General features: G+C 54.5%; 20 protein-coding genes. 9 read left to right on the top strand and 11 right to left on the bottom strand.

What is annotated here, in order from left to right:
* The first annotated feature begins 11 nt into the window (after window positions 1-11).
* The 3 genes from ACIPR4_RS11410 to ACIPR4_RS11420 all read left to right on the top strand — a co-directional run bounded on the left by ACIPR4_RS11410 (window position 12) and on the right by ACIPR4_RS11420 (window position 1936).
* Window positions 12-764 carry an SDR family NAD(P)-dependent oxidoreductase gene (locus ACIPR4_RS11410; protein ID WP_013568821.1) on the top strand — a complete coding sequence of 251 codons (753 nt, stop codon included), beginning with the start codon at window positions 12-14 and terminating at the stop codon, window positions 762-764.
* Window positions 742-1461: an NADPH-dependent F420 reductase gene (locus tag ACIPR4_RS11415; protein ID WP_144312656.1), complete on the top strand. Its 720-nt coding sequence runs from the start codon at window positions 742-744 to the stop codon at window positions 1459-1461. Before ACIPR4_RS11410 ends, ACIPR4_RS11415 begins: the two co-directional genes overlap by 23 nt.
* 73 nt (window positions 1462-1534) lie before the next feature.
* Window positions 1535-1936, top strand: coding sequence for a nuclear transport factor 2 family protein (locus ACIPR4_RS11420; RefSeq protein WP_013568823.1), 402 nt, complete (start codon window positions 1535-1537; stop codon window positions 1934-1936).
* Window positions 1937-1969: 33 nt separating this feature from the next.
* Here ACIPR4_RS11420 and ACIPR4_RS11425 read toward each other — a convergent pair whose 3' ends face one another.
* Window positions 1970-2947 (bottom strand): AraC family transcriptional regulator, encoded by a 978-nt coding sequence (locus ACIPR4_RS11425; RefSeq protein WP_013568824.1) that lies wholly within the window; start codon window positions 2945-2947, stop codon window positions 1970-1972.
* A gap of 286 nt (window positions 2948-3233) precedes the next feature.
* Between ACIPR4_RS11425 and ACIPR4_RS11435 the strand changes: the two genes are divergently transcribed.
* Both ACIPR4_RS11435 and ACIPR4_RS11440 read left to right on the top strand, forming a co-directional pair.
* Complete coding sequence (locus tag ACIPR4_RS11435; RefSeq protein ID WP_013568825.1) at window positions 3234-3968, top strand: SDR family NAD(P)-dependent oxidoreductase; 735 nt, start codon at window positions 3234-3236, stop codon at window positions 3966-3968.
* A gap of 156 nt (window positions 3969-4124) precedes the next feature.
* Complete coding sequence (locus ACIPR4_RS11440) at window positions 4125-4391, top strand: NAD(P)-binding domain-containing protein (RefSeq protein WP_049780856.1); 267 nt, start codon at window positions 4125-4127, stop codon at window positions 4389-4391.
* Window positions 4392-4883: 492 nt separating this feature from the next.
* On the opposite strand, the gene ACIPR4_RS21630 is transcribed toward ACIPR4_RS11440, so the two are convergent.
* From ACIPR4_RS21630 to ACIPR4_RS11465, 5 genes are all read right to left on the bottom strand, one after another.
* On the bottom strand, window positions 4884-6413 hold the full coding sequence (locus ACIPR4_RS21630; RefSeq protein WP_013568826.1) for a glycoside hydrolase family 32 protein: 1530 nt from the start codon (window positions 6411-6413) through the stop codon (window positions 4884-4886).
* The gene (locus ACIPR4_RS11450) at window positions 6410-7447 is read right to left on the bottom strand and encodes a carbohydrate kinase family protein (RefSeq protein ID WP_187290163.1); all 1038 of its coding nucleotides are present in this window, start codon (window positions 7445-7447) and stop codon (window positions 6410-6412) included. The genes ACIPR4_RS21630 and ACIPR4_RS11450 overlap by 4 nt, the downstream gene beginning before the upstream one ends.
* 60 nt (window positions 7448-7507) lie before the next feature.
* Window positions 7508-8803 (bottom strand): SGNH/GDSL hydrolase family protein, encoded by a 1296-nt coding sequence (locus ACIPR4_RS11455; RefSeq protein ID WP_013568828.1) that lies wholly within the window; start codon window positions 8801-8803, stop codon window positions 7508-7510.
* 14 nt (window positions 8804-8817) lie between these two features.
* Complete coding sequence (locus ACIPR4_RS11460; RefSeq protein ID WP_013568829.1) at window positions 8818-9915, bottom strand: alpha/beta hydrolase; 1098 nt, start codon at window positions 9913-9915, stop codon at window positions 8818-8820.
* 73 nt (window positions 9916-9988) lie between these two features.
* Entirely contained in the window at window positions 9989-11374 is a 1386-nt protein-coding gene (locus ACIPR4_RS11465) for a neutral/alkaline non-lysosomal ceramidase N-terminal domain-containing protein (RefSeq protein ID WP_013568830.1), read from the bottom strand.
* A gap of 597 nt (window positions 11375-11971) precedes the next feature.
* Here ACIPR4_RS11465 and ACIPR4_RS11470 point away from each other — a divergent pair.
* The gene (locus tag ACIPR4_RS11470) at window positions 11972-13255 is read left to right on the top strand and encodes an SGNH/GDSL hydrolase family protein (RefSeq protein WP_013568831.1); all 1284 of its coding nucleotides are present in this window, start codon (window positions 11972-11974) and stop codon (window positions 13253-13255) included.
* Between the two features lie 18 nt (window positions 13256-13273).
* Here ACIPR4_RS11470 and ACIPR4_RS11475 read toward each other — a convergent pair whose 3' ends face one another.
* The 4 genes from ACIPR4_RS11475 to ACIPR4_RS11490 all read right to left on the bottom strand — a co-directional run bounded on the left by ACIPR4_RS11475 (window position 13274) and on the right by ACIPR4_RS11490 (window position 20618).
* Entirely contained in the window at window positions 13274-14131 is an 858-nt protein-coding gene (locus ACIPR4_RS11475; RefSeq protein ID WP_013568832.1) for a sugar phosphate isomerase/epimerase family protein, read from the bottom strand.
* A gap of 216 nt (window positions 14132-14347) precedes the next feature.
* Window positions 14348-15430, bottom strand: a complete 1083-nt coding sequence (locus ACIPR4_RS11480; RefSeq protein WP_041586682.1) for an alpha/beta hydrolase — start codon at window positions 15428-15430, stop codon at window positions 14348-14350.
* 120 nt (window positions 15431-15550) lie between these two features.
* The gene (locus ACIPR4_RS11485) at window positions 15551-19117 is read right to left on the bottom strand and encodes a TonB-dependent receptor (protein ID WP_013568834.1); all 3567 of its coding nucleotides are present in this window, start codon (window positions 19115-19117) and stop codon (window positions 15551-15553) included.
* Between the two features lie 403 nt (window positions 19118-19520).
* Window positions 19521-20618 carry a GntR family transcriptional regulator gene (locus ACIPR4_RS11490; protein ID WP_013568835.1) on the bottom strand — a complete coding sequence of 366 codons (1098 nt, stop codon included), beginning with the start codon at window positions 20616-20618 and terminating at the stop codon, window positions 19521-19523.
* A 240-nt stretch (window positions 20619-20858) separates the two neighbouring features.
* On the opposite strand from ACIPR4_RS11490, the gene ACIPR4_RS23320 reads away from it, so the two are divergent.
* The 3 genes from ACIPR4_RS23320 to ACIPR4_RS23510 all read left to right on the top strand — a co-directional run bounded on the left by ACIPR4_RS23320 (window position 20859) and on the right by ACIPR4_RS23510 (window position 21866).
* Complete coding sequence (locus tag ACIPR4_RS23320) at window positions 20859-20990, top strand: hypothetical protein (RefSeq protein WP_013568836.1); 132 nt, start codon at window positions 20859-20861, stop codon at window positions 20988-20990.
* Window positions 20987-21199: a helix-turn-helix domain-containing protein gene (locus ACIPR4_RS11500; RefSeq protein WP_013568837.1), complete on the top strand. Its 213-nt coding sequence runs from the start codon at window positions 20987-20989 to the stop codon at window positions 21197-21199. Before ACIPR4_RS23320 ends, ACIPR4_RS11500 begins: the two co-directional genes overlap by 4 nt.
* Window positions 21200-21749: 550 nt before the next feature.
* On the top strand, window positions 21750-21866 hold the full coding sequence (locus ACIPR4_RS23510) for a DUF1016 N-terminal domain-containing protein (RefSeq protein WP_144312409.1): 117 nt from the start codon (window positions 21750-21752) through the stop codon (window positions 21864-21866).
* 249 nt (window positions 21867-22115) lie between these two features.
* Here the strand turns inward: ACIPR4_RS23510 and ACIPR4_RS23515 are convergent, their stop codons facing one another.
* Window positions 22116-22898: a copper chaperone gene (locus tag ACIPR4_RS23515; protein ID WP_013568838.1), complete on the bottom strand. Its 783-nt coding sequence runs from the start codon at window positions 22896-22898 to the stop codon at window positions 22116-22118.
* Between the last annotated feature and the right edge of the window lies 1 nt (window position 22899).

Raw genomic sequence — 22899 nt, forward strand, 5'->3', positions numbered from 1 at the left:
GGGAAGTCATTATGGGAAAGCTTGAAGGTAAGGTTGCGGTAATCACAGGCGGAAGCAGCGGGATTGGCTTGGCCACGGCCAAGCGCTTCGTAGAACAAGGCGCCCACGTAGTGATCACTGGGCGACGTGAGAAGGAGCTGAAGGAAGCAGTCACCCTCATCGGGAAAAACGTTACAACGGTTACAGGCGACGTTTCGCGCCTGGAAGATCTGGACCGCCTCTATGCCATTGTGAAAGAGAAGCACGGTCACATCGACATACTCTTTGCGAACGCGGGCGCGGGTACGATCGCACCGCTCGCGACGGCGACAGAGCAGCATTTCGACCAGACCTTCGACGTGAACGTAAAGGGAATGTTCTTCACGGTGCAGAAGGCCCTTCCCCTCTTCAAAGACGGCGGCTCGATTATCCTCAACTCTTCTGTCTCAAACGTGAAGGGTCTCGCAGGCTTTACCGCCTACGCCGCGAGCAAGGCGGCTGTGCGCAACTTCGCGCGCGGTTGGACGATGGAGCTGAAGGACCGCAACATCCGCGTGAATTGCATGAGCCCGGGAGCAATCGAAACCCCGGCCCTAGCGACGACGACGGGCCTCACCGCTGAACAGGCTGAGCAAGCAGTCGCCCAGTTCACCTCGCAGATTCCAATGGGTCGCAGAGGCAAGCCCGAGGAAATCGCCGCCGCTGTGGTGTTTCTCGCTTCCGATGAAAGCTCCTATATCACCGGCGCGGATCTCGCTGTCGATGGAGGCATGGCGCAGGTCTAATCTCGGCGCGGTTCCGGGGCTGGCACTCCATCTCCGCCAGTCCTGGGATCACGCTTCTCAAACCTTTAGTTTAAACCCCAGATCGGAGAACAGAATGAGCTATGCAATCGTAGGTTTCGGAAAGATCGGTCAGGCTCTCGCTCACGCCTTCGCTCGTAAAAACATAAACGTGACCGTTGCAAGCCGCAGGTCGCCCGAAGAATTGGCACCACAGGCCCGGGAGATTGGGCACACCGTCGTCGCCAAGTCGCTGCAGGACGCGCTTCAGGCCGACACGATCATCCTGGCGATACCGTTCGGGGAGCATCGCGAGATGGCGAAAGCCCTGCCAAGTTGGAACGGCAAGACCATCATCGATGCGATGAACTCGTTTCCAACCCCACCGGAGGAGTTGGACGGTCTCACTTCCTCCGCCTTCGTGGCGAAGTCGTTTACCGGCGCCAACTTGGTGAAGGGCTTCAATCACCTGGGTGCGGCCAAACTGGCTACCGACCCGATCGTAGAGGGTGGGCATCGCGTCGTCTTTCTTTCGAGCGACGGCGAAGACGCATTCGCTCCCGTGGTGGATCTGGCGAAACAACTCGGCTTCGCTCCCGTCAAGCTGGGAAAGCTCAACGAGGGCGGCGCGTTGGTGAGCGCACGCGGCCAGGTCTGGGGTCCGCTTATCTTCCAGGATCTGTTCAAGAAGCAGCCGTAATCAATTGGTCACGCGAGCTATTTCCAAGACGTTCGATCAGATCGGACGCCTGATGTAGAAAGGGGAGATTCCGATGAGTCTCGAGAAGAATGTCCAGATTGTGAAAGATTTTCTTGCGGCCCTTGAGGGCCGCGATAAAGACGCTTTGCTGGCATTAGCTGACGAAGATATCGAGTGGATCATTCCGGGCAAGAACTGGCCGCTTGCCGGCACGCACCGGGGGCATGCTGGACTGGAGAATCTACTTCAACAAGCTAACGACACCGTGGAAACTTCATTTCCAGAGCCGCCCGAGTTCATAGCACAGGGAGACCGGGTCCTTGTAGTCGGCTTGGCGACGGGAAGAATCAAAGCCACGAACAAGAAGTGGGAAGACCATTGGGTCTTCGACATCTTCGTTCAAAATGGCAAATTGACGAAGGTCCGAGAGTACGTCGACACCCAAGCACTGGCGCGGGCTTCCGAGACCTCATGAACCTGCCGCCTATGATCAGAGTCCTTCCGCGATTCATGCATGACCGTTGTCTTCAAAACCACGTCTGAGGTATTCCCCAGGGTTGGCTCCGACAACTCGCTTGAACGCCTTACTGAATGCAGCGTCGGACTCATAACCGACCGACCGAGCAACATCGATGAGCTTTTTGTCGCGCTGTTCGAGTAACTGCATCGCCTTCTGCATCCGCCACTCGGTTACGTATTCCAGCGGTGTTTGTCCGAGTAGCTCTTTGAAACGTGCTGCGAATGCGGAGCGAGACATGCCCGCCGCTTCGGCCAGGGATTCGACCGTCCAAGGCGTATTCACTCTGCCGTGAATGGCACTTAGGGCAGTGCCCATTTGCGGATCGAAAACAGCACGAAGCCATCCTTTGTTGCGTTCCGGTCTCGACGCGATATGCGCCCGGAGTACATGGATAAACAGAATCTCGGCTAGCCGAGTCGCGACGACTTCAGATCCCGGTGCCTGGTCTGCCATTTCTGATGCCAGCGCCTGCATTGTCATGTGAAGAGCAAGCGTGCGTGCCTGATCGGCCTTCATCAGAATGAAGCTCGGCAATAACTTCGTAACCGGCTTCAGGCTGGCGCGATCGAAACTGAAGGCCCCACAGACGATCGTCGTTAGTGCGCCACCCCCACCATGATGAATGACATGGTTGTCAGCTTTGACCCCCATCTCGCGGAAACTCAAGCTCGGCCGTGTTCGCGGACTGTCGCGCAAAACAATCGAAGTCCCCTTAGCCAGTAAAAAGCAATCGCCACCGGTGAGCGGAATCGGGTCTGGAATCCCTTCGACGCTCAGCCAACAGTTGCCGCGCGACAGCATGGCGAAGTGCACCAAATCGGTGGGAGTCATCTTCTTGTCGGCAGGTGTGACATTTTCTTCGGTCTGCTGTTCCTGTTTTATTCCCCACGGGGCTGTGGCTTCCAGCCTGTGCAGACCGACTGCGGTTACGTGCATCGTTCTGAAGATGTCTGTTATCGGGTCCAACTTAGACTCCATCTGCTTTGAAAGCCATCGTGTTCTGTGAGAACTGCATGAAACTGCACAGCTTTGCTAGTCGGACAAGCGCGGCATCATGGAGCGGAAGCGTCACAACTTCTACACTGCTTTTCATCGAGCCGCGCAGCTCAACTAAAAGATGCAAGACAGCTCGGTTCTGCCCTCTTTTTTGGACGAACAGACAAAATATCTGGACTCCCGAGCAGTTCTCGTCCACCGCCAAAGCACTCTACTCAAGTGTACCGAACGCTAGACATCAATCAAAGGAGTACTTATGGGAAAGCTTGAAGGTAAGGTTGCAGTCATTACGGGTGGATCCGACGGCATGGCGTTGGCGAGCGCCAAACTGTTTGTTGAAGAGGGTGCCTACGTTTTCATCACGGGCCGGAAGCAAGAGACGCTCGATAAGGCCGTGAAGGCAATCGGTCGGAATGTAACCGGCGTACAAGGTGACGCGGCCAATCTCGACGACCTCGACCGCCTCTTCGAGACGGTCAAGCGGGAGAAGGGCAAGATCGACGTTCTGTTCGTGAGCGCTGGCATCGGCGAGCCTGTCCCGCTGGGCCAGATCACCGAGGAGCACTTCGATAAGACCTTCGACCTGAACGTGCGCGGGACCCTCTTCACGGTGCAGAAAGCGTTGCCGCTATTCAACGATGGTGGATCAATCTTCATGACCGGGTCCAATGCTGCGGCGAAAGGTTTCCCTGGTTTTGGAGTGTATGCGGCGAGCAAGTTAGCACTGCGCTCCTTTGCGCGCACTTGGCTCAACGAACTCAAGGAGAGAAAGATCAGGGTGAACCTGCTGGTTCCCGGTGCTATTGCCACAACGATGCAGGAAGCAGTTCTTACCCCGGAAGCGAAGGTGTATTTCGAATCCCTAATCCCGCGGGGAAAGATGGGACAACCTGAGGAAGTCGCGACGGTCGCGCTGTTCCTTGCTTCGAACGACTCCAGCTTCGTGAACGGACAGGAGCTGTTCGTCGACGGCGGCATGACGGCCATCTAACGTCTGCACACCTCGGCTAGTGGCTGGCCTTCCGGCCGCCCGCAAAGTGGTTTACCGCGGGACGTTTACGGAAGGTCACCACCGAACGGAACTTAAGTTCACGGCGGTTGAAGGCCGTGGAGTCAATAGCAACATCACATGTATCGGAGAAACATCATGAGCTACGCGATTGTAGGATTCGGGAAGATAGGCCAGGCCCTCGCCCACGCCTTCGCCCGTAACAACATCGACGTGACCGTCGCGAGCCGCCGCCCGCCTGAGGAGTTGGACGGCCTCCCGTCCTCCGCCTTCGTCGAGAAGGCGTTCACTGGCGCCAAGCTCGTGAAAGGTTTTAATCACCTGATTGCGGCCACCCTGGCTACCAATCCGGTCGTCGAGGGCGGACATCGAGTTGTCTTTCGAATGCGTTTCCTTCCGTATTGAAGTTGTGAACCGCGGCGCGTTTCTTGCGCCATATCTCGACGCCGTGCTGACGCACGCTCGAAGCCTTGAAGGAGTAGTCCCTATGAAGATTGTTTCGACGATTGCGTGTATTTGCTTGGCATGTTGTTCACGGTCTTTGGCTTGAACGGATTCTTAAATTTCATTCACCAGCCGCCACCCACAAATCCGTTAGCCATTCAGTTCTTCGTGGCCATCAGCGCATCACACTTCGTTGAATGATTGATTGCCAGCGATCACGGGGGAGCAAGAAGAACCCGTGTTCCCCGTCTCCTTGGGACACCGATGTATCAGACTCGGCCTATCGGATATGCATAACGAAGAAGAATGTTCGCCTGACTCGGGAATCTTCAGTCAGACGAACACGAGCAGTAGCGCCCTAGTAGCTGAGCTTCAAGGCAAATTGAAAGGCACGAGGATCAGAGCCAGGGAGTGTGTCGCTGATAGTCCCATAACCCACAGAGGTCGAGTGATTTAGGTGAGAGCGGTATCGGTCGAAAGTCGGTCATCTGAAATCGGCGAGATCTTCCAACCGTTCAAAGTGTGAACTGCGCCGCTTACTTGAATTGTAATGTCGGGAGCGGTGACGCTCGGATAGTAGAACCGTTTGGTATATCCAACGCGCTCGCTGAGGATCACCTCTATGACGGAGCCGTCGACGAAACCATGCAGGCTCGGGGTATCCGAAGGCTGGAGAACAATGCTTTTTCCTTCCACTAACCAAGCGTGCCGTTTGGAAGAATATTCCATCTCAACCAATGCGACAGATCCGGACATTACGGAAAGCCTCATATCCGTGTCTCGTTTCCCGGTGCACAAGAATTCACCCGTTGCATCAGCGAGGACGACCGAAAGACTTGGTTCTGTTTGCTTCCTTGGGATCGATTCGTCTCGCAGATTTATTGCATCTGGCAGCACTTCCATTCGAAGCGTGCCATCACGATCAAGGCTCAGCACCCGCGGCAAACTCATCATGCCCGACCAACCAGCTTCGATCATCTCTGCCTGTGAGCGGCGTTCGGGAATCCATCCCCATAAGATGCGACGCCCGTGGGCATCAAGCTGCGTCTTCGGCGCATAGAAAGCATCGAGATCGAGTAATCCGCTCTTCTTTGGCTCGAACCTCATGGTTGTCTGGTTAAGCACGCCAGATTGCCAAATGACTTTGCCCATTGAGGAGTAGATCAAAACGTGTCCCCCGTCCAGAGGAAAGAAGTCTGGGCATTCCCACATCTCTCCATCTCCAACCGGATTTCGTGTGTAGGCACCATTCCACACACCACTGACGAGCGGATGAAGATATTTCCAGTTCAGCAGGTCCTTCGATCGATAGAGCAGAACGCAGCCGCCGACCTTCTCCATCCCGGAACCTACCATCAGGAAATAGTCATCTCCCTGTTTCCAGATCGACGGATCCCGAAATCCAGTAATAGCCAGCCCATCCGGTGGGTGCGGTATCACCGGCTTCGACACTTTGGTCCACTGCATCAACATCGGATCTTCGGACCATGCGAGACATTGCGACTCACGCAGCCCCTCGTTCCGAACCGTCTCGTGGTCTTTGTCTTTGACCACACCTGTATAGATTGCGCATACCCGTGGTTTCCCCTCATGATCGGCAAGAATCGCCGATCCGGAGAAGCACCCCGCAGCGTCCGCGCCTCCCGGAGTCATCGTGAAGGCCACAGGATAGTTCTTCCAATGGAGCATATCGTCCGAGATTGCGTGGTTCCAGCTCATATTGCCCCAGATTGCTGCTTCCGGGTTGTACTGAAAGAAGATGTGGTACTTCCCAGCAAAGTAGATTGGGCCGTTTGGGTCATTCATCCAGTTATGCGTCGGCAATAGATGAAATTGAGGCCGACGTGGATCCTTGGAGAGTCGGGAAGCTGTCGGGAACTCCGGCGGAGCGCCGGACACAAGGGCGGCCAGAGGACTTGCAGCCGGTAGACATGCAATGGTAACGGTCCTAAGAAACTCGCGGCGAGTGACATTGGTTTTCATATTTCGATCTCTCGGTTATCTTGATCGGATCTCGGGCCCAAATCCTTCGGAGTCACGAGCGTTCTCGCTGTCCCGGGCGCATGTCCCAAGATTTGTTGGAGATATGCAGGGTCAAGCCGTGGAGTTGCTCCAACCTGTGTCGTAACCCAAGATGCGAACCGATTCGCCGCCTCGCTAACCTCTCCGAGCGCACAACCACGAACGAAGTAATGGGCCAAACACGCGGTAAAGGCGTCACCAGCTCCTACGGTGTCCACAACATCTACAGCGAAGCCACCATGTTCCACCGCTTCCCTTTCGGAGACCAACAGACTTCCATGGGCGCCGCGGGTGATGCAGACCAGTCGCAATGCGAACCGCCGCAGCAGGCGTCTTGCCAATACGACTTCGTCGGCCTCATGAAACGCAAAGAGCGATGAAACCCGCAAAAGCTCTTCGTTGGTAAGTTTCGCAATATCTGCGTGGTGAAAAGACCTTTCCAGGGTTTCTACACTGAAGAACGATTGACGCAGATTTACATCGTAGATCTGGAGTGTTGTTTCCCTCGTCTCGCTGAGGAATTGGTCGATCGTAGTCGAGGAAATCGGCGACCGTTGGGCGAGGGTCCCAAAGCAAATGACATCAGCCTGTTCTGCCAGTTCTTTCCATATGAGGGACTGTTCAAGAAAGTCCCACGCAACTGCCTCCTTGATCGTAAATGTCGGCAAACCTTCCAGATCGAGTGAGACTCTTGCGCTTCCGGTTTCATGAGCGTCATCGTGCTGGATATAACTGGTCGTCAAGCCAAGCTTCGCCAGGACCTCGCACGCTTCACGTCCAAAGGCGTCCCTGCCAACGCGACTCGCCACGACACCACGATCACCAAGCACGCTTGCCATATATGCAAAATTCGCAGGGGCGCCACCCATTACTCGACCTGACGGCAAGAGGTCCCACAGCAGTTCTCCCAAACCGACCATTAGGACTGGCTTACTCATGAAAAACCCTCGGAGTGAAATCCGTTGGAAACGGGCCTGCACCAGCCAATCGACCATGGCACGTGCTGTCTTCAAGAACTATCGGAAAGTGTTGACGTTGCAGCGTCATATTCCTCTCTACTTCTTTGAAGTCTTGGCAACAGGCACTTGATGCGGCTCTGTCCGCAGTGCTTCGATGTCGATCGCAGCGGCCATAGCCCTGTAGCCTGCGGCGCTTGGGTGAAGATAGTCGCCGGATTGATATTCTTCGCGGAATCGAGATGGATGCCTCGGGTCACGAACTGCCGCATCGAAATCCATGACGTCATCAAACGCCCCACTTGAGCGGATCCATTGATTCACCTCCTGCCGCACAGTCTCCCCATCCTGACTGAAATAGCCCGCCCCTTCATAAGGCGTCAGGGTTGCGCCGAAGACCCGGATTCCATGTTGGTGGGCGCGATCGATCAGCTGACGCAGCCCAACAATGAGATCTTTCGAGGTCACGGTCTCGCCGGCGAAGGGAGACGTTTGTAGTGGTGCGCCATTCTTGGGCGCGGGCGGCTTCATGTGCGGCCACCCGATATCATTGATGCCTTCGAGAACAATCATGCTCGTGATACTAGGCTGTGCAAGTACATCCCGGTCGAAACGCGCCAGCGCACTCACTCCCGCGCCGTCATGAAGAATGCGATTTCCTCCAATCCCCTCGTTGAGAACGGCGATACCTGACAGACGTTTGGCAAGTTGATCGGGCCAATCTTCATATTGACCCTGCTTGGCTCCAACTCCGTCCGTAATCGAATCGCCAAACGTCACAACTGCCGCAAACGAGCTGGCAGCCGGGACTTCAACAGAAGCCAACCAGTACCAGGCCGTTGTAACGGAAGCATTTTGTATTTCGGCGCTGCCAGTGAAGTCACCCGGGCCTGAGACGTAAGTCTCATGCTGTGCCCAGAAATGGGTAGTAGTTGCCGACATCGGATGGGGAAGAAAGATCGTGATTGCGAGCTCCGTGAATGGAGAAATCTTCAAATCGACGGGGTCGGTCAGTATGGGTGCCCCCGGTGGAACCTTGACCGATGCCGATCCGCCAAACGTCAAGACACGATCCGTCGCAGGAATGATCGCCGAACCGTGTTCCACAACAGCGATATGTGCTGCTCCGATCTCCAGGACAGACGCTCCATATGCATTCGAAAACCGGATGCGTACACGCCCGCTCCCGATTGCTGGCCGCACGATCATTCTGATCGTTTGATTGTCGAAAACTGGAGTAGGTGGGAGCCCGGGAAAGGCCAACGGTTCATGAACCGCCGTGCTCCAGGCACTCACCCAATCCTCCTGTATCTTCTTCTCCGCAGCCCATACGTTGATCCCGAGGAGTCCAACGGTAGAAACAAGAATGACCAGTCTTAATATAGGTGTCCGCATATTCCTCTCTAACGTCACTTCGAAAGATGCGAATCGAAGAATCGAGCGATCACATCGTATACTTCCCTCGACTCGGGAAGACTCGAGTTGTACCAGAACGCATGGGGCAATCCATCCCACACATGTAGCTCGGTCTCGATTCCCTGCCGCACAAGAGCGTTGTCCGCTTCAAGTACTGATGAAAATTCAAATCCTCGAGTGCTCGTTACAAAGAGCGTCGGCGGAAACCTAGCCAGGAGCAGAGTTGAGTTCAGTGGATAGACAAGAGGATCTTTGGAATTCGCGTTACTCAGATAGGCGAGAGTAGGCCGCGGCCCGCCTGTTTTGTTAGCCGATGCCCCAGGCGTCGACATCCCATTCAAAGGGCCCGCGAGTCGTGGAGCGTCGCCGACAAACATCTCACCCAGTCCGGCACATAGAACGCCTACAGCGGCTGGATTGGGTAAATGGTGCGCATGAAACCAAGCAATCGACATCCCCGTCAGCATGCCACCAGCGGAGCAGCCGTAGAGGCCAATATGCTGCGGCGAGTATTCCTTGAGAATTTCAGCGTAAACAGCAGCAACATCCTCGCTAGCGGCAGGAAACTTAAATTCAGGGCCCATCCGATAGTTGATCGTAACAACCTTGATCTTTTCAATTGCTGCGATCGGAACAGACTCCACGAGGCCGGCAGTTCGCGCCCCTGTAATGAATCCGCCGCCATGGACATTCAGCAGCACCTTGTCTTTGTTCTTAGGTGCTATTCCATCGCTCGGCGTAACTATATCTGTGTAGACACCTGCAACGGTCTTGTGTTCAATGTCGACCTGATACCTCGAACGTATCGGCTGCAGAAATCCGTTCATGATTTTGTCTTGGAAGGCGCGCAGTGCCTTGATGTCGGATTCGCTCGGTCCTTCAGAGAAGGGCTTATCCACGAGCAGATGGAGCATGTAAGCGTGAGCCTCCGGACTCAACGAACTGGAGATAGGGACCGGAAGGTCGTTAATAACCACGGTTCCATCGGGTCGAACGCTGCCCGCAGTGCTCTGCGCCGGCGCGAAGATGCTGGCTGCCGCCACGAGCGATACGTAGACACCCACACCTAAAGCTCGACTCAACTTTCCCATGGAAAGCATCCTTTCAGCAGCTCTTTGGTACACGTTCTGTTGCGGCGAAGCACCCGAAATCGCAATCGAGCGATCAATATTCAATCCTCGGCATCATCTGGATGATGCCATCCACTATCGCAGTCTCCGCGCATCCAGCCTTCAGCCGTGATGAGAGCACTTCAAAGGTGTAGTGCCCATACGAAGCGTCGTCGGGGATATATCCGGAAGGAGCCATTCCATTTGTGAGAGTTGCCATCATTGTCTTTGTATAAGGGGACTCTGCCTTCAATCGCTGCGCTATCGTGTTGTAGACCTCCGCGTCGACGGTGCCGATCGCAATGTCATCGATCATCAAAAGGCCGAGCTTGATATCGATTGGAGGCCCGTCCTTATAGGTCCCCTCGATCCCGCCGCGGCCCTCGCCCGTTCGCTCCCGTCCCGGGCACTTTACAGTCTGTATCTTGCCCAGCAATCGGCCATCGGCGTGAGACCGCTTCGACTCGCGCATCACCCGAAGCACCTCCTCCCCGAGCATCTGGCCCATCGAACCAATCATTTGCTTCTGCTCGTCCATCAGACGCTGTACCTCTGGGTCGTTTCGGTCCAGGCCTTGTCCACCGGGAGGCATCGAGTTGCTGATATCTATTCCGCGTTTTGCAAATTCTTTAATCCGAATCGCCCTCAGATCATATGTCTGCTGGAAATAGATAGGGTTCTGATCGCCGGACGCTCCCTCAGACCACAGAGCCACGACCTTATCGCCAAAATGGCCCTCAAGGTAGCGAGATGTTGCTCCAGGTATGTCACCGCTGACCATGTCGAGTGTGCCGGTAATGACTGCGTGGACGGCATAGTTGTAGTAGACGGCAATCGGCTGCCCATCCAACGTCTCGAATTTGATGACTGCAACGGTTTTATCCGAAATTCCTCCGTAATTAGCGCCCTCCCACCAACCGTGCGTAGCCCGATCAATGATGTCGCGTTGAACATTGATGAACGACAGGCCTGTGCCAAAGCTGATTTGCGCCGGCTGTAGCTTCTCTTTCGCCACCTTCACCGATTCGACAATTTGATCTTCAAAGACGGCTAAAGACCTGTTGTTCTCTTCGACTCCGGGTCTTGCAAATCCCAGTGGCACGCTATGGCTGTGGGTTGCGGTGATCAAAACACTCACTGCCGAGATTCCCAGATTCTTCTGGATGCGGTCACTGACGTTCTTCCAGAGTCCATTCGGCACCGCCCCGGCGTCGAGGCTAACGAGTGCCACGCTGGTACGGCCGTTATCAATCACGATTGCCCGCGAATAGACGTGGTCCAGAACTCCCAAATAATCCTTGGGAAGGCGGTCCGGAGTAGGAGTCGTGTCGACTTTTGCAGCTCCCACTCTGAAAGGCCCAGTGCCCGTGCTCTGAGCGCGCGCGTGCAGATCGGCGGTCAGTAGTAACGCAGTAATCGCGATGATGATACGGAGCCGCATTCTTTCCTCCAACGACCAAGTTATGAAGTACTGCGGGGCACCGGCTTATAGAGTCTGTTGCCGAGGCTCGATTCGCTGAGTCACAGCGTTCCAGCCCGGGCCTTTCCATGCTTTTGATCTGCAACGAACGATCGCTATGCACCTTAATCGATCTCGGGAAGAATAGTAAAGCTTAATCGACCATATTCTTCTATAAGTTGTCTAGCCAACGCGATTGAAGACGGAAAACGCGAAGGCTTCCGGACGATCACTTTCGAAGCACTTGCGGATCCAGCCTCATTGAAACGATGACAACATCATTGCATCGCGATAGGCTCCCCGCCTGTTGCAATAGCCCTGCATTTAGAGATCAAATGTAACGCTATACCCGGAATTTCCTCTTGAATCGCCGACCACTGTCGGAAGAAGATGCGAAACTTGTACCAGCGGCGCAGCCACCGCAATCAAGTTGAGCAATTGTCTATACAACAATTTTGACTCATCGATTGACGGACAGTGTAATTGGGCATAACAATCAACGAGTCGCGAACCTAGTCGAAGTCCGCGTGCGTACGCCGTCTACGATCATTCCCGCTTTGGATAGGAAGAGAGACTCTCATGCTGAGACCAGCAGGTGCGGCAATTGTTACTGTCATTTTGTGGCTTGCCGGCAGCACTCTTTCGAGCTCCGCGGAACCAAAGGCGAACGGGCATTGGGTGAGTGTCTGGGGAGCTTCCCAATATGCTCCATTCAAATTCATTCCCGCCGCCGCGGAAGCCCCCATCGCAGGAACCCTCCGAATGGTGGTTCGACCGTCGATTGGAGGAGAAAGGCTACGCATCCGCCTCTCCAACACGTATGGTGCGTCCGCTTTGTACATTGGAGCTGTGCATGTTGCACTAACCGATACGGGATCGAAGATCGTGCCCGGTACAGACCGCGTCGTAACATTCGGCGGCAGTTCGGAGATCCGCATCCCAGCCGCCTCTCCGGCGATCAGCGATTCCATCGATCTGCCTGTGAAAGCTCTCTCCGAAGTTTCCATCAGCCTCTACCTGCCCTCCAGCGTCGATATCTCGACCTGGCATCGAGGCCCTCAACACGACTCGTATCTTGCGGGTCCCGGAAATATGACCTCGAGCCTCGAGCTTCCGAAGGCGGAGATCAAACCCGCGTGGTTCTTTCTTTCGGCGCTAGAAATGTGGGAGCCCATGACGACGACGACCACGGTTGCCTTCGGCGACTCCATCACGGAAGGTTCAAACAACCTCCCGGCGCAATACGCCGACTATCCAGACCAACTCGCAAGGCGTTTGGTTGAGGCAAACGGGGGTAGGGCGACCGCATTGATCAATGAAGGCATCGGTGGCAACCGCATCTTGCACGATGATGCCGGCGCCAGTGCCCTCTCCCGTTTCGACCAGGATGTGCTCTCCAATCCCGGGATCGCCAATCTGATTGTTCTCGAGGGAATCAACGACATTGGCTTTCCGCGAGTCAGGATGGCAGAGTTGAAGATCCCAAACGCAAACCTCCGAGAGAATATCTTCGCCTCTCAAAAGGTCTCGGCAGATGAGATCGTTCAGGGGCTGCAACAGATAGCGGTGCGGGCACACGACCACGGCATCCGCGTCTTTTGCGGAACCCTCATGCCTTTCGAGGGAACTAATTCGTACGATGTAGAAGGGGAGGCAATACGAGTGAAGGTAAACTCCTGGATTCGCGCATCGAAAGTCTTCGAGGGAGTTCTGGACTTTGATGTGCTGGTTCGAGATCCGGACCGACCCACCAAGTTGCGGCTCGCTTTCGACTCCGGTGATCACATCCATCCAAACCCAGCCGGTTATAAAGCGATGGCGGACTTGATCAACCTATCCGAGCTGGCGGCGGCAAAGCATTGACCTGCCGGGTCAAGCCCTTTAGCCGAGGGCGTGATTCTTCGGTGCGATTCCCTTCAAGAACTGGACACTCTCTGAGACAAAGGCCTCGGGCGACACATTTGGATATGCCCACAGATATCCTGGGGCACTCTTTTCCTGCAGGCTGTACCCGAAGCCTTCAATCATTACGAATCCGTCGAATTGGAGCTCTTCAAGCGTGTTGACGATCTCGACAAAGGGAACGTGCCCGCGACCTAACGGTCCACGATCATTCTCGCTCGCATGGATGTGCTTTAAATGGCTACCCAGACTACGAATTGCCTCGGCTATACTACGTTCTTCAATATTTGCGTGGAACGTATCGATCGTGACGCCGATTCGAGGATTGCCGATCAGCTCACAGAGGCGACTCGCCTCTTCGGCCGTCCGCAAGAAGAATGTCTCCGAACGGTTCACCGGCTCGATCGATAGCGTCAGGTCATAGGCATTTAAATCATCGCCCAAAGTCTGAAATACTTCCGTGGCCCATAACCATTCATCTTTGGTCGGTCGATGCTCTGGCAGGTAGCCAATAGGAGCGAACAGCGGACCGCCCAGGAGCTTGGCCCCCATAGCAGCAGTTGCTCCGATGCATTTTTTTAGATGCTGGATAGCGCTGAGTCTTACTTCTCGCTCTGGACTGATTGGGTTATATTGCTTCGGGAGAATAGCGCAGACCGTAGGCATCAAACCGTTTCGTTCACAGGCGCCTCGAATACTATCAACCTGCAATACACCTGGATCGAACATGGGAACTTCTACGCCCTGGAGACCCAGATTCCTTATCATCGGCAGCAGTTCAAGGTGCGAGGCACCAAAAGCCGAGGTCCATGCAAACGCGCTGATGCCAACCTTCATTTGACTCCTCCCGATCGAACGCTAGTCACAGCAGCGATGAGCCAGAATACTAAATCATGCGTGTTAGAGTCCGCGTCGTCAGCACCTACCGCGCCACAACCTTCACCACGATTGTCGGAGGTTCCAAGGTTTCTTCTTACGAGACCGTGGACGGCATGACGGCTACCTGAGACGAATAGTTCCAGAACAGTATCAACACTTTCATGTTCAACTGAGCTATTTCGTCCCAAGGTTGCGGTCGAAGAAGCTGATCATTACGTTGAAGGCTTCCTGCGACTCAGGCACATCCGCGTTATAAAAGAACCCGTGAAACAGCCCGTCCCACACATGAAGCTCCGTCTTGACACCCCTCTTTGTCAGCTCTGTATCCGTGTGAATCGTTCCACTCATCGCAAAGTCCCTGGTGCCTGTAATCAGCAAAGTCGGCGGAAACTTCGCCACGATCTCGGGTGAATTCAGTGGTGAGACGAGGCGATCGTTTATATCCGTCCCGCTGAAATACCCAAGTTGTGATTGGCCGGGAGGGCGTGTGGGAGGCATTTGCCCCTCTCCGAAGGGAAAGGCTATATATGTCGCATCTCCGCCAAACGCGCCTGCGGAGGCACAGTAAATGCCAACGGCTCCGGGCGTGGGCAGTCCATGCGTTTGAAACCACGCCAGAGACATGGCAGTTAACATGCCACCCGCTGAGCATCCGTAGATGCCGATATTCCGCGGCTTGTAAACCTTCAGTAACTCACGGTAGACGCTCGCCACATCTTCGCTGGCGGCAGGAAACTTATTATCCGGACCCTCGCGGTAATCGACTGTGACCACTTTGATCTTCATGAGCCCGGAGAGCGGTATCGACTCGAGTTCCGCACAGCCGGGCCAACAACCGGAGAATCCGCCGCCGTGCAGGTTAATCAAGACCCTTGCTCTATTCTTGTCGGATATACTGGACCGCGGCGTGTAGGTATAAGTATGAACACCCCCCACAGAAGTTTCCTTGCGTTCGACTGCAAAGAGCTTCGCATCTCGCTCCAGGTACGACTTCATGAAACGAGGCACACCCTGATCCTGCTTCAGAAGCTCAGGATTCTGCATATCTCTCAAATGTTCCGCAATATAGGCTTTGGCTTTAGGGCTCAAAAAGCTGGAAGGCGGCACAGTGTAACTGGGAATCTGCACCGCGCCGTCGGGGGCAACGATAACATTTGAGGCCGACGAAGGAGCGGCTTGTGCGGACAGTTTTGTAGAGACTGTAAACAAGGTGCAAGGAAGGATGATGGCAAGAGCCAGTGCTGTTCGAAGAGTCATCAGAATTCTCATCATTCTCTGTCGAAGATCCCACTGTTTGAGGACCTCCGCGGTGTAGTAGTGCGGCGCACCTGGATTTATGGTGCGCCGCATGGGTGGCGTTGCGCTTGCTGGATGGCCTTAGTAGTTGAATCGCAAAGCAAGCTGAACCGTGCGGGGGATGCTGCTTTGATGGTTCACTACACCGAAGGTGGGCCCCAGCCCTGTACCGGGCGCAGCGAATTGAGGATGATTGAATAAATCGAATATTTCAGCGCTAAACTTCAGCTTGGCCTGCTCCGTTATGTTGAAGTATTTATTGGCCGAAAAATCGAAGTTCACCACTCCGGCAGCCCTAATTCCTGTATCGACTCTGGATTCATTTCCATACGAGAAAGGGCCAGGCTCCGAGAAACAGCTTGTGTTGAACCACTGTAAAGCCCTGACCGAGCGGTTGCCCGATACGCTCTTGTTACATCCTGGAGTGTAGTTTGGCCGAATGATGCCGCTACCCACTCCGAAGCCCGGAGTGCCGCCTCCAAAGTTTTGTGCCAACGTATTTGGGGTCGCCGTAAGTGCAACTGGAACGCCACTCCTGAGAGTTGTAATTCCGTTGACACGCCAACCGCCGATGACGGCGTTCGTCACTGGATTGATGTGCGAGAGGAAGATCTGATTATGCCCAAAGGGCAGATCAAGCCCATAGTTCGCCACAAAGTTGTGTCTGGTGTCCTGCTGGCTCACCGACTTCTCAGCTCGAAGGTTGTACAGATCCTGAACGAGTCCTGTACCTCCTTGACCGTCGAGGAAAGAGCTTGTGTTATCTGTATCGCTGATCAGCTTCGCCCACGTGTATGCAACCTGAACTATGCCAGCATGGCTAAAACGCTTGGTGAAATATGTCTGGAGTGCATGGTAATTAGAAGAGGCAATGCGAGCACTTTGCTGCAAAACGCCGAGTGGATATTGAGGATAGGGCATCAAAAGTCTGCCCTTGAGAATAGTGGGACCGCCGGCCACGGATCCCGCAGGCAAGATCCCGTAGAATGGGTTCGCGACCGGGGTCAGAAGATCATTCCCCATAGATAGATACTGGTCAGGAATCTGATTAAGTTGCAGGCCGGAACCTGTGTAAGGCGACGCAATAATCAGATGCGTTCCTTTGGATCCAGCATAAGCAAGACTTGCCGTGGTGCTGCTTCCTATTGAGCGCTCGATTGCCAGATTCCATTGTTGCGAATAGCCAAGCGGCTGGTCAGGGACGCGCGCCCATACACCGCTTCCAAGGAGGTTATCCACGCCTTGTTGGGAATGGCCAAGGGCCGGCGAGATCCCATTAGGAAATGGATTCGCTACGGTGGCGCCGATTGCCTCGTTCACCGTATTCACGTTGTTTGTCGCTGACCGGGTGAGCGAACTTAGCTGAGGACCAGTTTGATCCATAACTGCCGGGAAGAAGGAAATGCCGTAGCCCGCCCGGATCACACTCTTCATGTCAAAGCGATAGGCTAATCCGACACGCGGGGAAAATGTCTTCCAGTGGAGTGACTCTTCCCTTCGAGAAGGATAGAGCGGCGAAGCCACCAATGCGGCTACCCCCTTGAGTGGCACAGAAGAGCCAAGCGGATTGGTATAAGAACTGATGCCGCCGATGCTCAGAGACGCATTAGGCAGAAAAACCGCGTCGATGTTGTGTTCTTCCGAAAATGCACCCGGTTGTTCCCAGCGAAGACCGGCAGTGACTGTCAATTTAGGCGTCGCCTGATAGGTATCCTCCACGAACAGGCCGTAATTGTGGAGGAACGCGTAGGTGGGAGTTGTTACTGTCACACTCGTCTGCGAAGGAATGCCAAGTAGAAATGAGGCGAGAGCATTGCCCGTTCCGGGTATATTCGCGTTGGCGGTGAAGCCAGGGATCGCGGTCAAATTGACTCCTCCGCTGCCCGCGTATGCTTCCCATAGGACCTGTCTCCAATTGCCTCCGGACTTAATGCTGTGCCTGCCAACAATCTTGGTGAAGCTTCCGTTGATCGCCCAGATGTTATTGTTCCAGTGCAACTGTGAAAGGTTTGGCCCTACGCTATACCCCTGGATTGCGAGCGCAGGAAGAGAGTAATTGCTGAGCCCGGAAACTCCTGGGATCGCCCCCCAATTACTGTTGATAGACGACATGTTGAAGCCATTGCTCAGCGGGTCTTGGAAGTTATAGTTCTCCAGATAGGAGAGGCGCACTTCCGCGATCGATGTGGGAGAAAACACATGGTTGTCTCCCAGAACTGCTTCCTGAGTGAAGTTGCCTGTAGGCCCCGCTCCCGTCTTATTGCCGAAAGGGTCGACGGACACATTATGCGGGTTCCAGAACGTGTAGCGTGTGAAGATCGTATCCTTGCCCAGGTTGGCGTCGACGCGCGCGTTGTACTGCGTTTGAACTCCCACCGCGGGTACTGACACGAACGTATTGTTGACGTAGGGGGTCTGCTTCACCATCGATTGATTCGGCGTCTCAAGCTGAAGAATCTTCAGAGCTGCGGGATCGATCCTGCCAGCGATGCTATTGCCCGGGAATGGTTTTCCGGTTGTCGGATCGTAGATAACCTGCGGGTCTGCAGAAAAATCTCCGTTCAACTCCGCCGTCGTCGGCATAACGTAACTGGCCGGGGTGGCGGAACTCAAGGATTCGTGTTCCCAGCTAAAGAAAAAGAAGAGCTTATTCCTCAACACGGGCCCGCCCAGGTTGGCGCCGTACTGATTTTGATGGAGCGGCACCTTGCCGAGACCCGCGTTGTTAGAGAACCAGTCGTTTGCATTAAGCGCCGTATTGCGGAAATACTCGTACGCGGTTCCATGAAATTGATTCGTACCACTTTTAGTGGAGATCTGAACTACGCCACCCCCGTATCCACCAAATTCCGCACTAACGTTATTGGTCGAAACCCGGAACTCCTGGACTACATCTTGTGTTGGGACCAGTGTGTTGACATTGTTTTCTGCGATATTAGATCCAACGCCATCGATGAAGAAAAGGCTTTGCCCGCTGAATGCGCCGCCGATCTGATAGTTTCCGTATGAGATCGCCTGGGTATTTGCGCTCACCTGACCGGTTCCGCCGTTCGCCACAGTGCTGCCTGAAGTCCCGCCGCCCGGCACCACCCCCGGTACAAAATCGAGAAGGTTGTTCACATTACGACCGTTCAGTGGAGCCTCCAAGACCTGTCGACCCTCGATCACGCCGCCCAACGATGCGTTATCGGTCTGGAGGCCAGTTGTGGTACCCGTTACAGTGATGGACTCGGTCACCTCTCCCGCCTGCAAAGCCAAATCGGCGCGAGTTATTCCGCCGATCTGGACTTCCACCTGATCGTTCGTTGAAGCTTTAAATCCCGCGTGCGACACGGTCACGCTGTAAGGGCCCGGATTGAGGTTGATGAACGTGTATGTGCCCGCAGAACTGGTCACCGCTTTCTGCCCTGCGTTCGTTCCCTTGTTTGTCAATTGGACCTGCGCCCCTGCAACGAGTGCGCCTCCAGAATCCGTTACGGTCCCGACGACGCTCCCGTAGCTCGTTTGCGCGTTCACAAAATTTGGATTCACGACGCCAAAGATCGCAAAGAGCGCAATCCAAATGCAGTTCCATACGGATTTATTCCAAGCACACTTCCCTGGTTTTACCGTCATCTGACTCTCCGGCGAACAAACAATCTCATACATACAGCCTCCTGGAAGTTTTCACTCGTGGCTCGTGCTCTTACGATTCCGACGCGTCTTGATTTCTCAGCATTTGGTCAGAGATAGTGAGAGCCGATTGGAAATCGCAGAGCGTCAAACTTGCTTTCAATTCCCGAAGGCAACTTTTATGCGTCTTGAGGAATAGTTGTCAACACATAATGCAGGGCATTCAATAAAAGTGACCTATACAACTTTGCCGACACAAAGATATTCGAGACCGAACGCTCTCCGGGGAGAATGCCCTCGGAAAACTTGCACTTCAATTTTTATGTTTGATTGAAGCGGCGTCAGATCGCGGAGTCATGAACTGCTGCACGAGCGCAATGGTCGCCTGACTGAGAGCGGTTCTATGTCGCGCTCGTCTGTCTGCACGCGGCGGTTCGTTTTACTGCTCCCTGGATTTGGCTCCGCAGGATTGTCGAACGACCATCTGGCATCCGAGCAGAACATCCCTCGCAGGAAGATCGGGGTTACCGATTCGATCGAGCATCACCGCGAGAGCGATTCTGCCGATATCCCTGCAGGGTTGGCGCTGTGTGGTGAGCGGTACAGGAAGGAGACCCGCATACTTCACATCGTCGACCCCAACAATCCTTATATCTTCAGGGATTCGTTCTCCAATCGACAGGAGAGTCTGCATCAGCAAGCCTGCGGTAAAGTCATTGGCGCAGAGAAATGCATCGGGGCTGTCCTTCTTCAAAATAGCTTTTACGAATTTCTGGTCCGACGCGTCCCCAAGGTTCACCGAATCGCGAATTGGAGTTGGTGCAAGAGCCTGAATTGCTTCCCTAAATCCAGCGATGCGAGCATCCACGGTAGGTGCCGAATTCGGCCTCGCGATGAACGCAATGCGCTTTGCGCCAGCCGCAATCAGATGTTCCGTGGCCTGGTATGCCGTTCGCCGATTATCGATTCCGACAAGGTCGTATCTGCTTCGACGTGGATACGTCTCAAGACATCGGTCGAGAAGCACGATTGGGATCCGAGCCTCGTCCAGCGCTTCCGCAATTCTGTGATTTGCACGAAACCGTCCAGTCGAGAACTCCACCGGAGCAAAGAATACACCTGAAACTTTTTGAGAAATGAAGTGCTGGCAAAGCTGCTCTGCCACTTTTTCTTTCTCGTTCTCTTTGGACGTGGAGTTCCCCCAGAGCAGCGAATGCCGAACGGCGTCTTGAGACTCCATCATCCCCTTGCAGATCACCTCAAAGATCTCCGTCTGTCCGAGTTCAGGAATCAGCAAACCAAAGACATGGCTCTTTGAGTTGGAAGTTTGGGCAACGAATGTTCCCGAGCCGACGCGGCGCACGACGAGCCCCATCGTTTGCAATTCATGCATCGCTCTGAAAACGGTCATTCTCGAGGCCCCATACCGCCTGACCAGTTCGGTCTCGCTGGGTAATCTTTGTCCGGGAGTGTAACGGCCCGATTGGAGGTCCTCTTGAATCTTTTCCAGGATCTCTCTGTATTTGTGAGTCGCCATCGGCTTATCTCCAATGCCCGAGCATATGGGCTCTCAAGCCAGCCCCTTGGTCAATAGCTCGAAAGTAATCCTATATATTACCCTAGCCACCTGTATAGGGTAATCTTGCCCTGTGCCAGCGTCGATCAACAACCCTATCGCGCTGACAGTTTCGGCGGTTAGCGCAGCTTCCCTGAAGCTCTCCAGGCCCGCTTTCGATTGATCGACGCCGGCATGAGAATGCAACTAGGACGAGCCCTCATGGCACGGAAGATTTCACCCGTGAGCGGATACATGCGTCCTGTGGATGTCCGCGACTTGATGCCGCAACCCGCATCACCGGTGGCACTCCTCATCCCAAGCGGCTATCTCCGTGAGGAGGTGGCAGCATGAGCCCTCTTGGAGAGACGCCAGCAAAGTTTCTGACAGCAGAGGAGGCCGCCGTTCATCTCGGTTGCCTCAACAGCCGAACGGTGAGCCGCTGGGCCAGGGAGGGATACTTACCCGCCTATGCGCTGGGCGAGGGCAAGAGGAGGCTCTGGAGGTTCCTGTTGACTGACTTGGATGCTTGGATGAGAGCACGACGGACGGTGACAGCATGACGCTGATAGATCCCGGCGTTGGGCTGGAAAAGACTACACTGCAGGCAGCCACCGGTGCCCCGACCAGAGGACTCATCCAATGATCGAAAGCCACCTTTCCAAAAAGGAAGCCTTCTCCTCACGAAGAACAAAACCATGGAATTCTCGGCGGCGAACCCCGCCTGAATCGTGTGCTTGCCCTTATGCAGAGCCGCCGCTAACTAGTTATGACTTATCGCGCGTCGGTTAATGGTCTTGCAGATCGGAGTCGACCCATTACAACCCTTCGGTTAACAGGGCACGTGTAGCGTTCGGAGCACGTTTGTTTTCTTTAGGATAAGTCGGAGTCGAAAGGCGTTTTTGGAGCCCTTTCGGCACGCAATTTGACGGAGTTTCGAACGGAGATAACCCTTCGGAAATTGCCCGAATGCTCTTCCCCCAACCGTTCTCTGGAAACCTGGTCGTGGACAGAACGAACCCTTGAGATCTCACTTCGATCGGGCCGCATGCGCCACTTCCCCGCTCTTGCACCACCGTGCGACGCCAGCCGGCAAGTTGGCTGTCGAAATACATGCGCCGATTTGCCGGCGAATGGCCGGACGAATCAATTGTGCAGCAGCTTGCCGCACAATTGCCGTGGGGCCACCACATGGTCCTTCTCGACCGGATTAAAGACCACCAGACTTGAGAAGCTGCAACCTGAGATGAGTGAATTGCAACCGGACCGGCGCTCAGAAGATTCAAACTCACGGAAGCTTTCGGGCAAGCCGGTTCGAAGAAGATAGTGGTCTCTGCCATGCAAACTGACATCTTAGGGGAGAGATGCTTCAACTCAGACAAGTTTTTCACCATCAACCTGACTTCTTGCTCATCCGTAGCGAACCCAGTGAGATGTAAAACTTTCGAGATGGGGACTGCATGGCTGGCTGATGCTTAGTTACTGAGGCTGACTAGAGGTTGCTTCATTCAGACGAAGGTGAATACGGGTCTTTACCGTTACAATTCGTGCTGCCTTGCCCACTCCTCGTACACGCCACGACGGGAGTGTCGGTTGTTCCAAGCGCTCGCAGAATAGCAAGATGCCAATCGCAGCCATAGCGATCAAGTGTCCATGCGGCAGCAGCATCGGACATAACATCCACGCCCAACACGAGCCGATGCACCAAATTGCATGGGTTACACCATACCGCAACGCATCCATATCTGCTGCAAGTCCGAACGTGTCGAGCCTGCTGTAACGATGACACCCGTTCAGACAACATTGCTTCACCGGCGAGAATTGCCATATGAGGGCGATGGCCAAAATGATGCCAATCGGAAGATAGGATCTCGCTCTCAGGGTTGTTATCACCGCCGCCATGGTAAGCATCCAACACCCCAACACCAGCCAGGTGATCGTATAAGCAACTACGAAAAGGCCCACGCTGCGCACCCGACGACACTTAAGACTTCGCAGACGTATGTGGCAGATAGGGGCAATCAACATCGGAGACATCATCGCAACGAACATCACAACCCAGCCCACAATGAGCTTTTGGCCTGGGAATGACGCCATGAATAAGTGGGCGGGCATGGTCCTCAACATGGATGAATGTTGGCCAGTATGTTGATGGGGAACGAGTGCGTCTCCGCCTGGGCCAAGCAGACAGATCCAGGCGGCCACACTGATCATCCCTACCATAGTTGCAACCCGTGCGAATTCACGCGCCTCGTAGGTCATA

Origin of the sequence: Terriglobus saanensis SP1PR4, from assembly GCF_000179915.2 — a bacterium.
Taxonomy (GTDB): Bacteria; Acidobacteriota; Terriglobia; order Terriglobales; family Acidobacteriaceae; genus Terriglobus; species Terriglobus saanensis.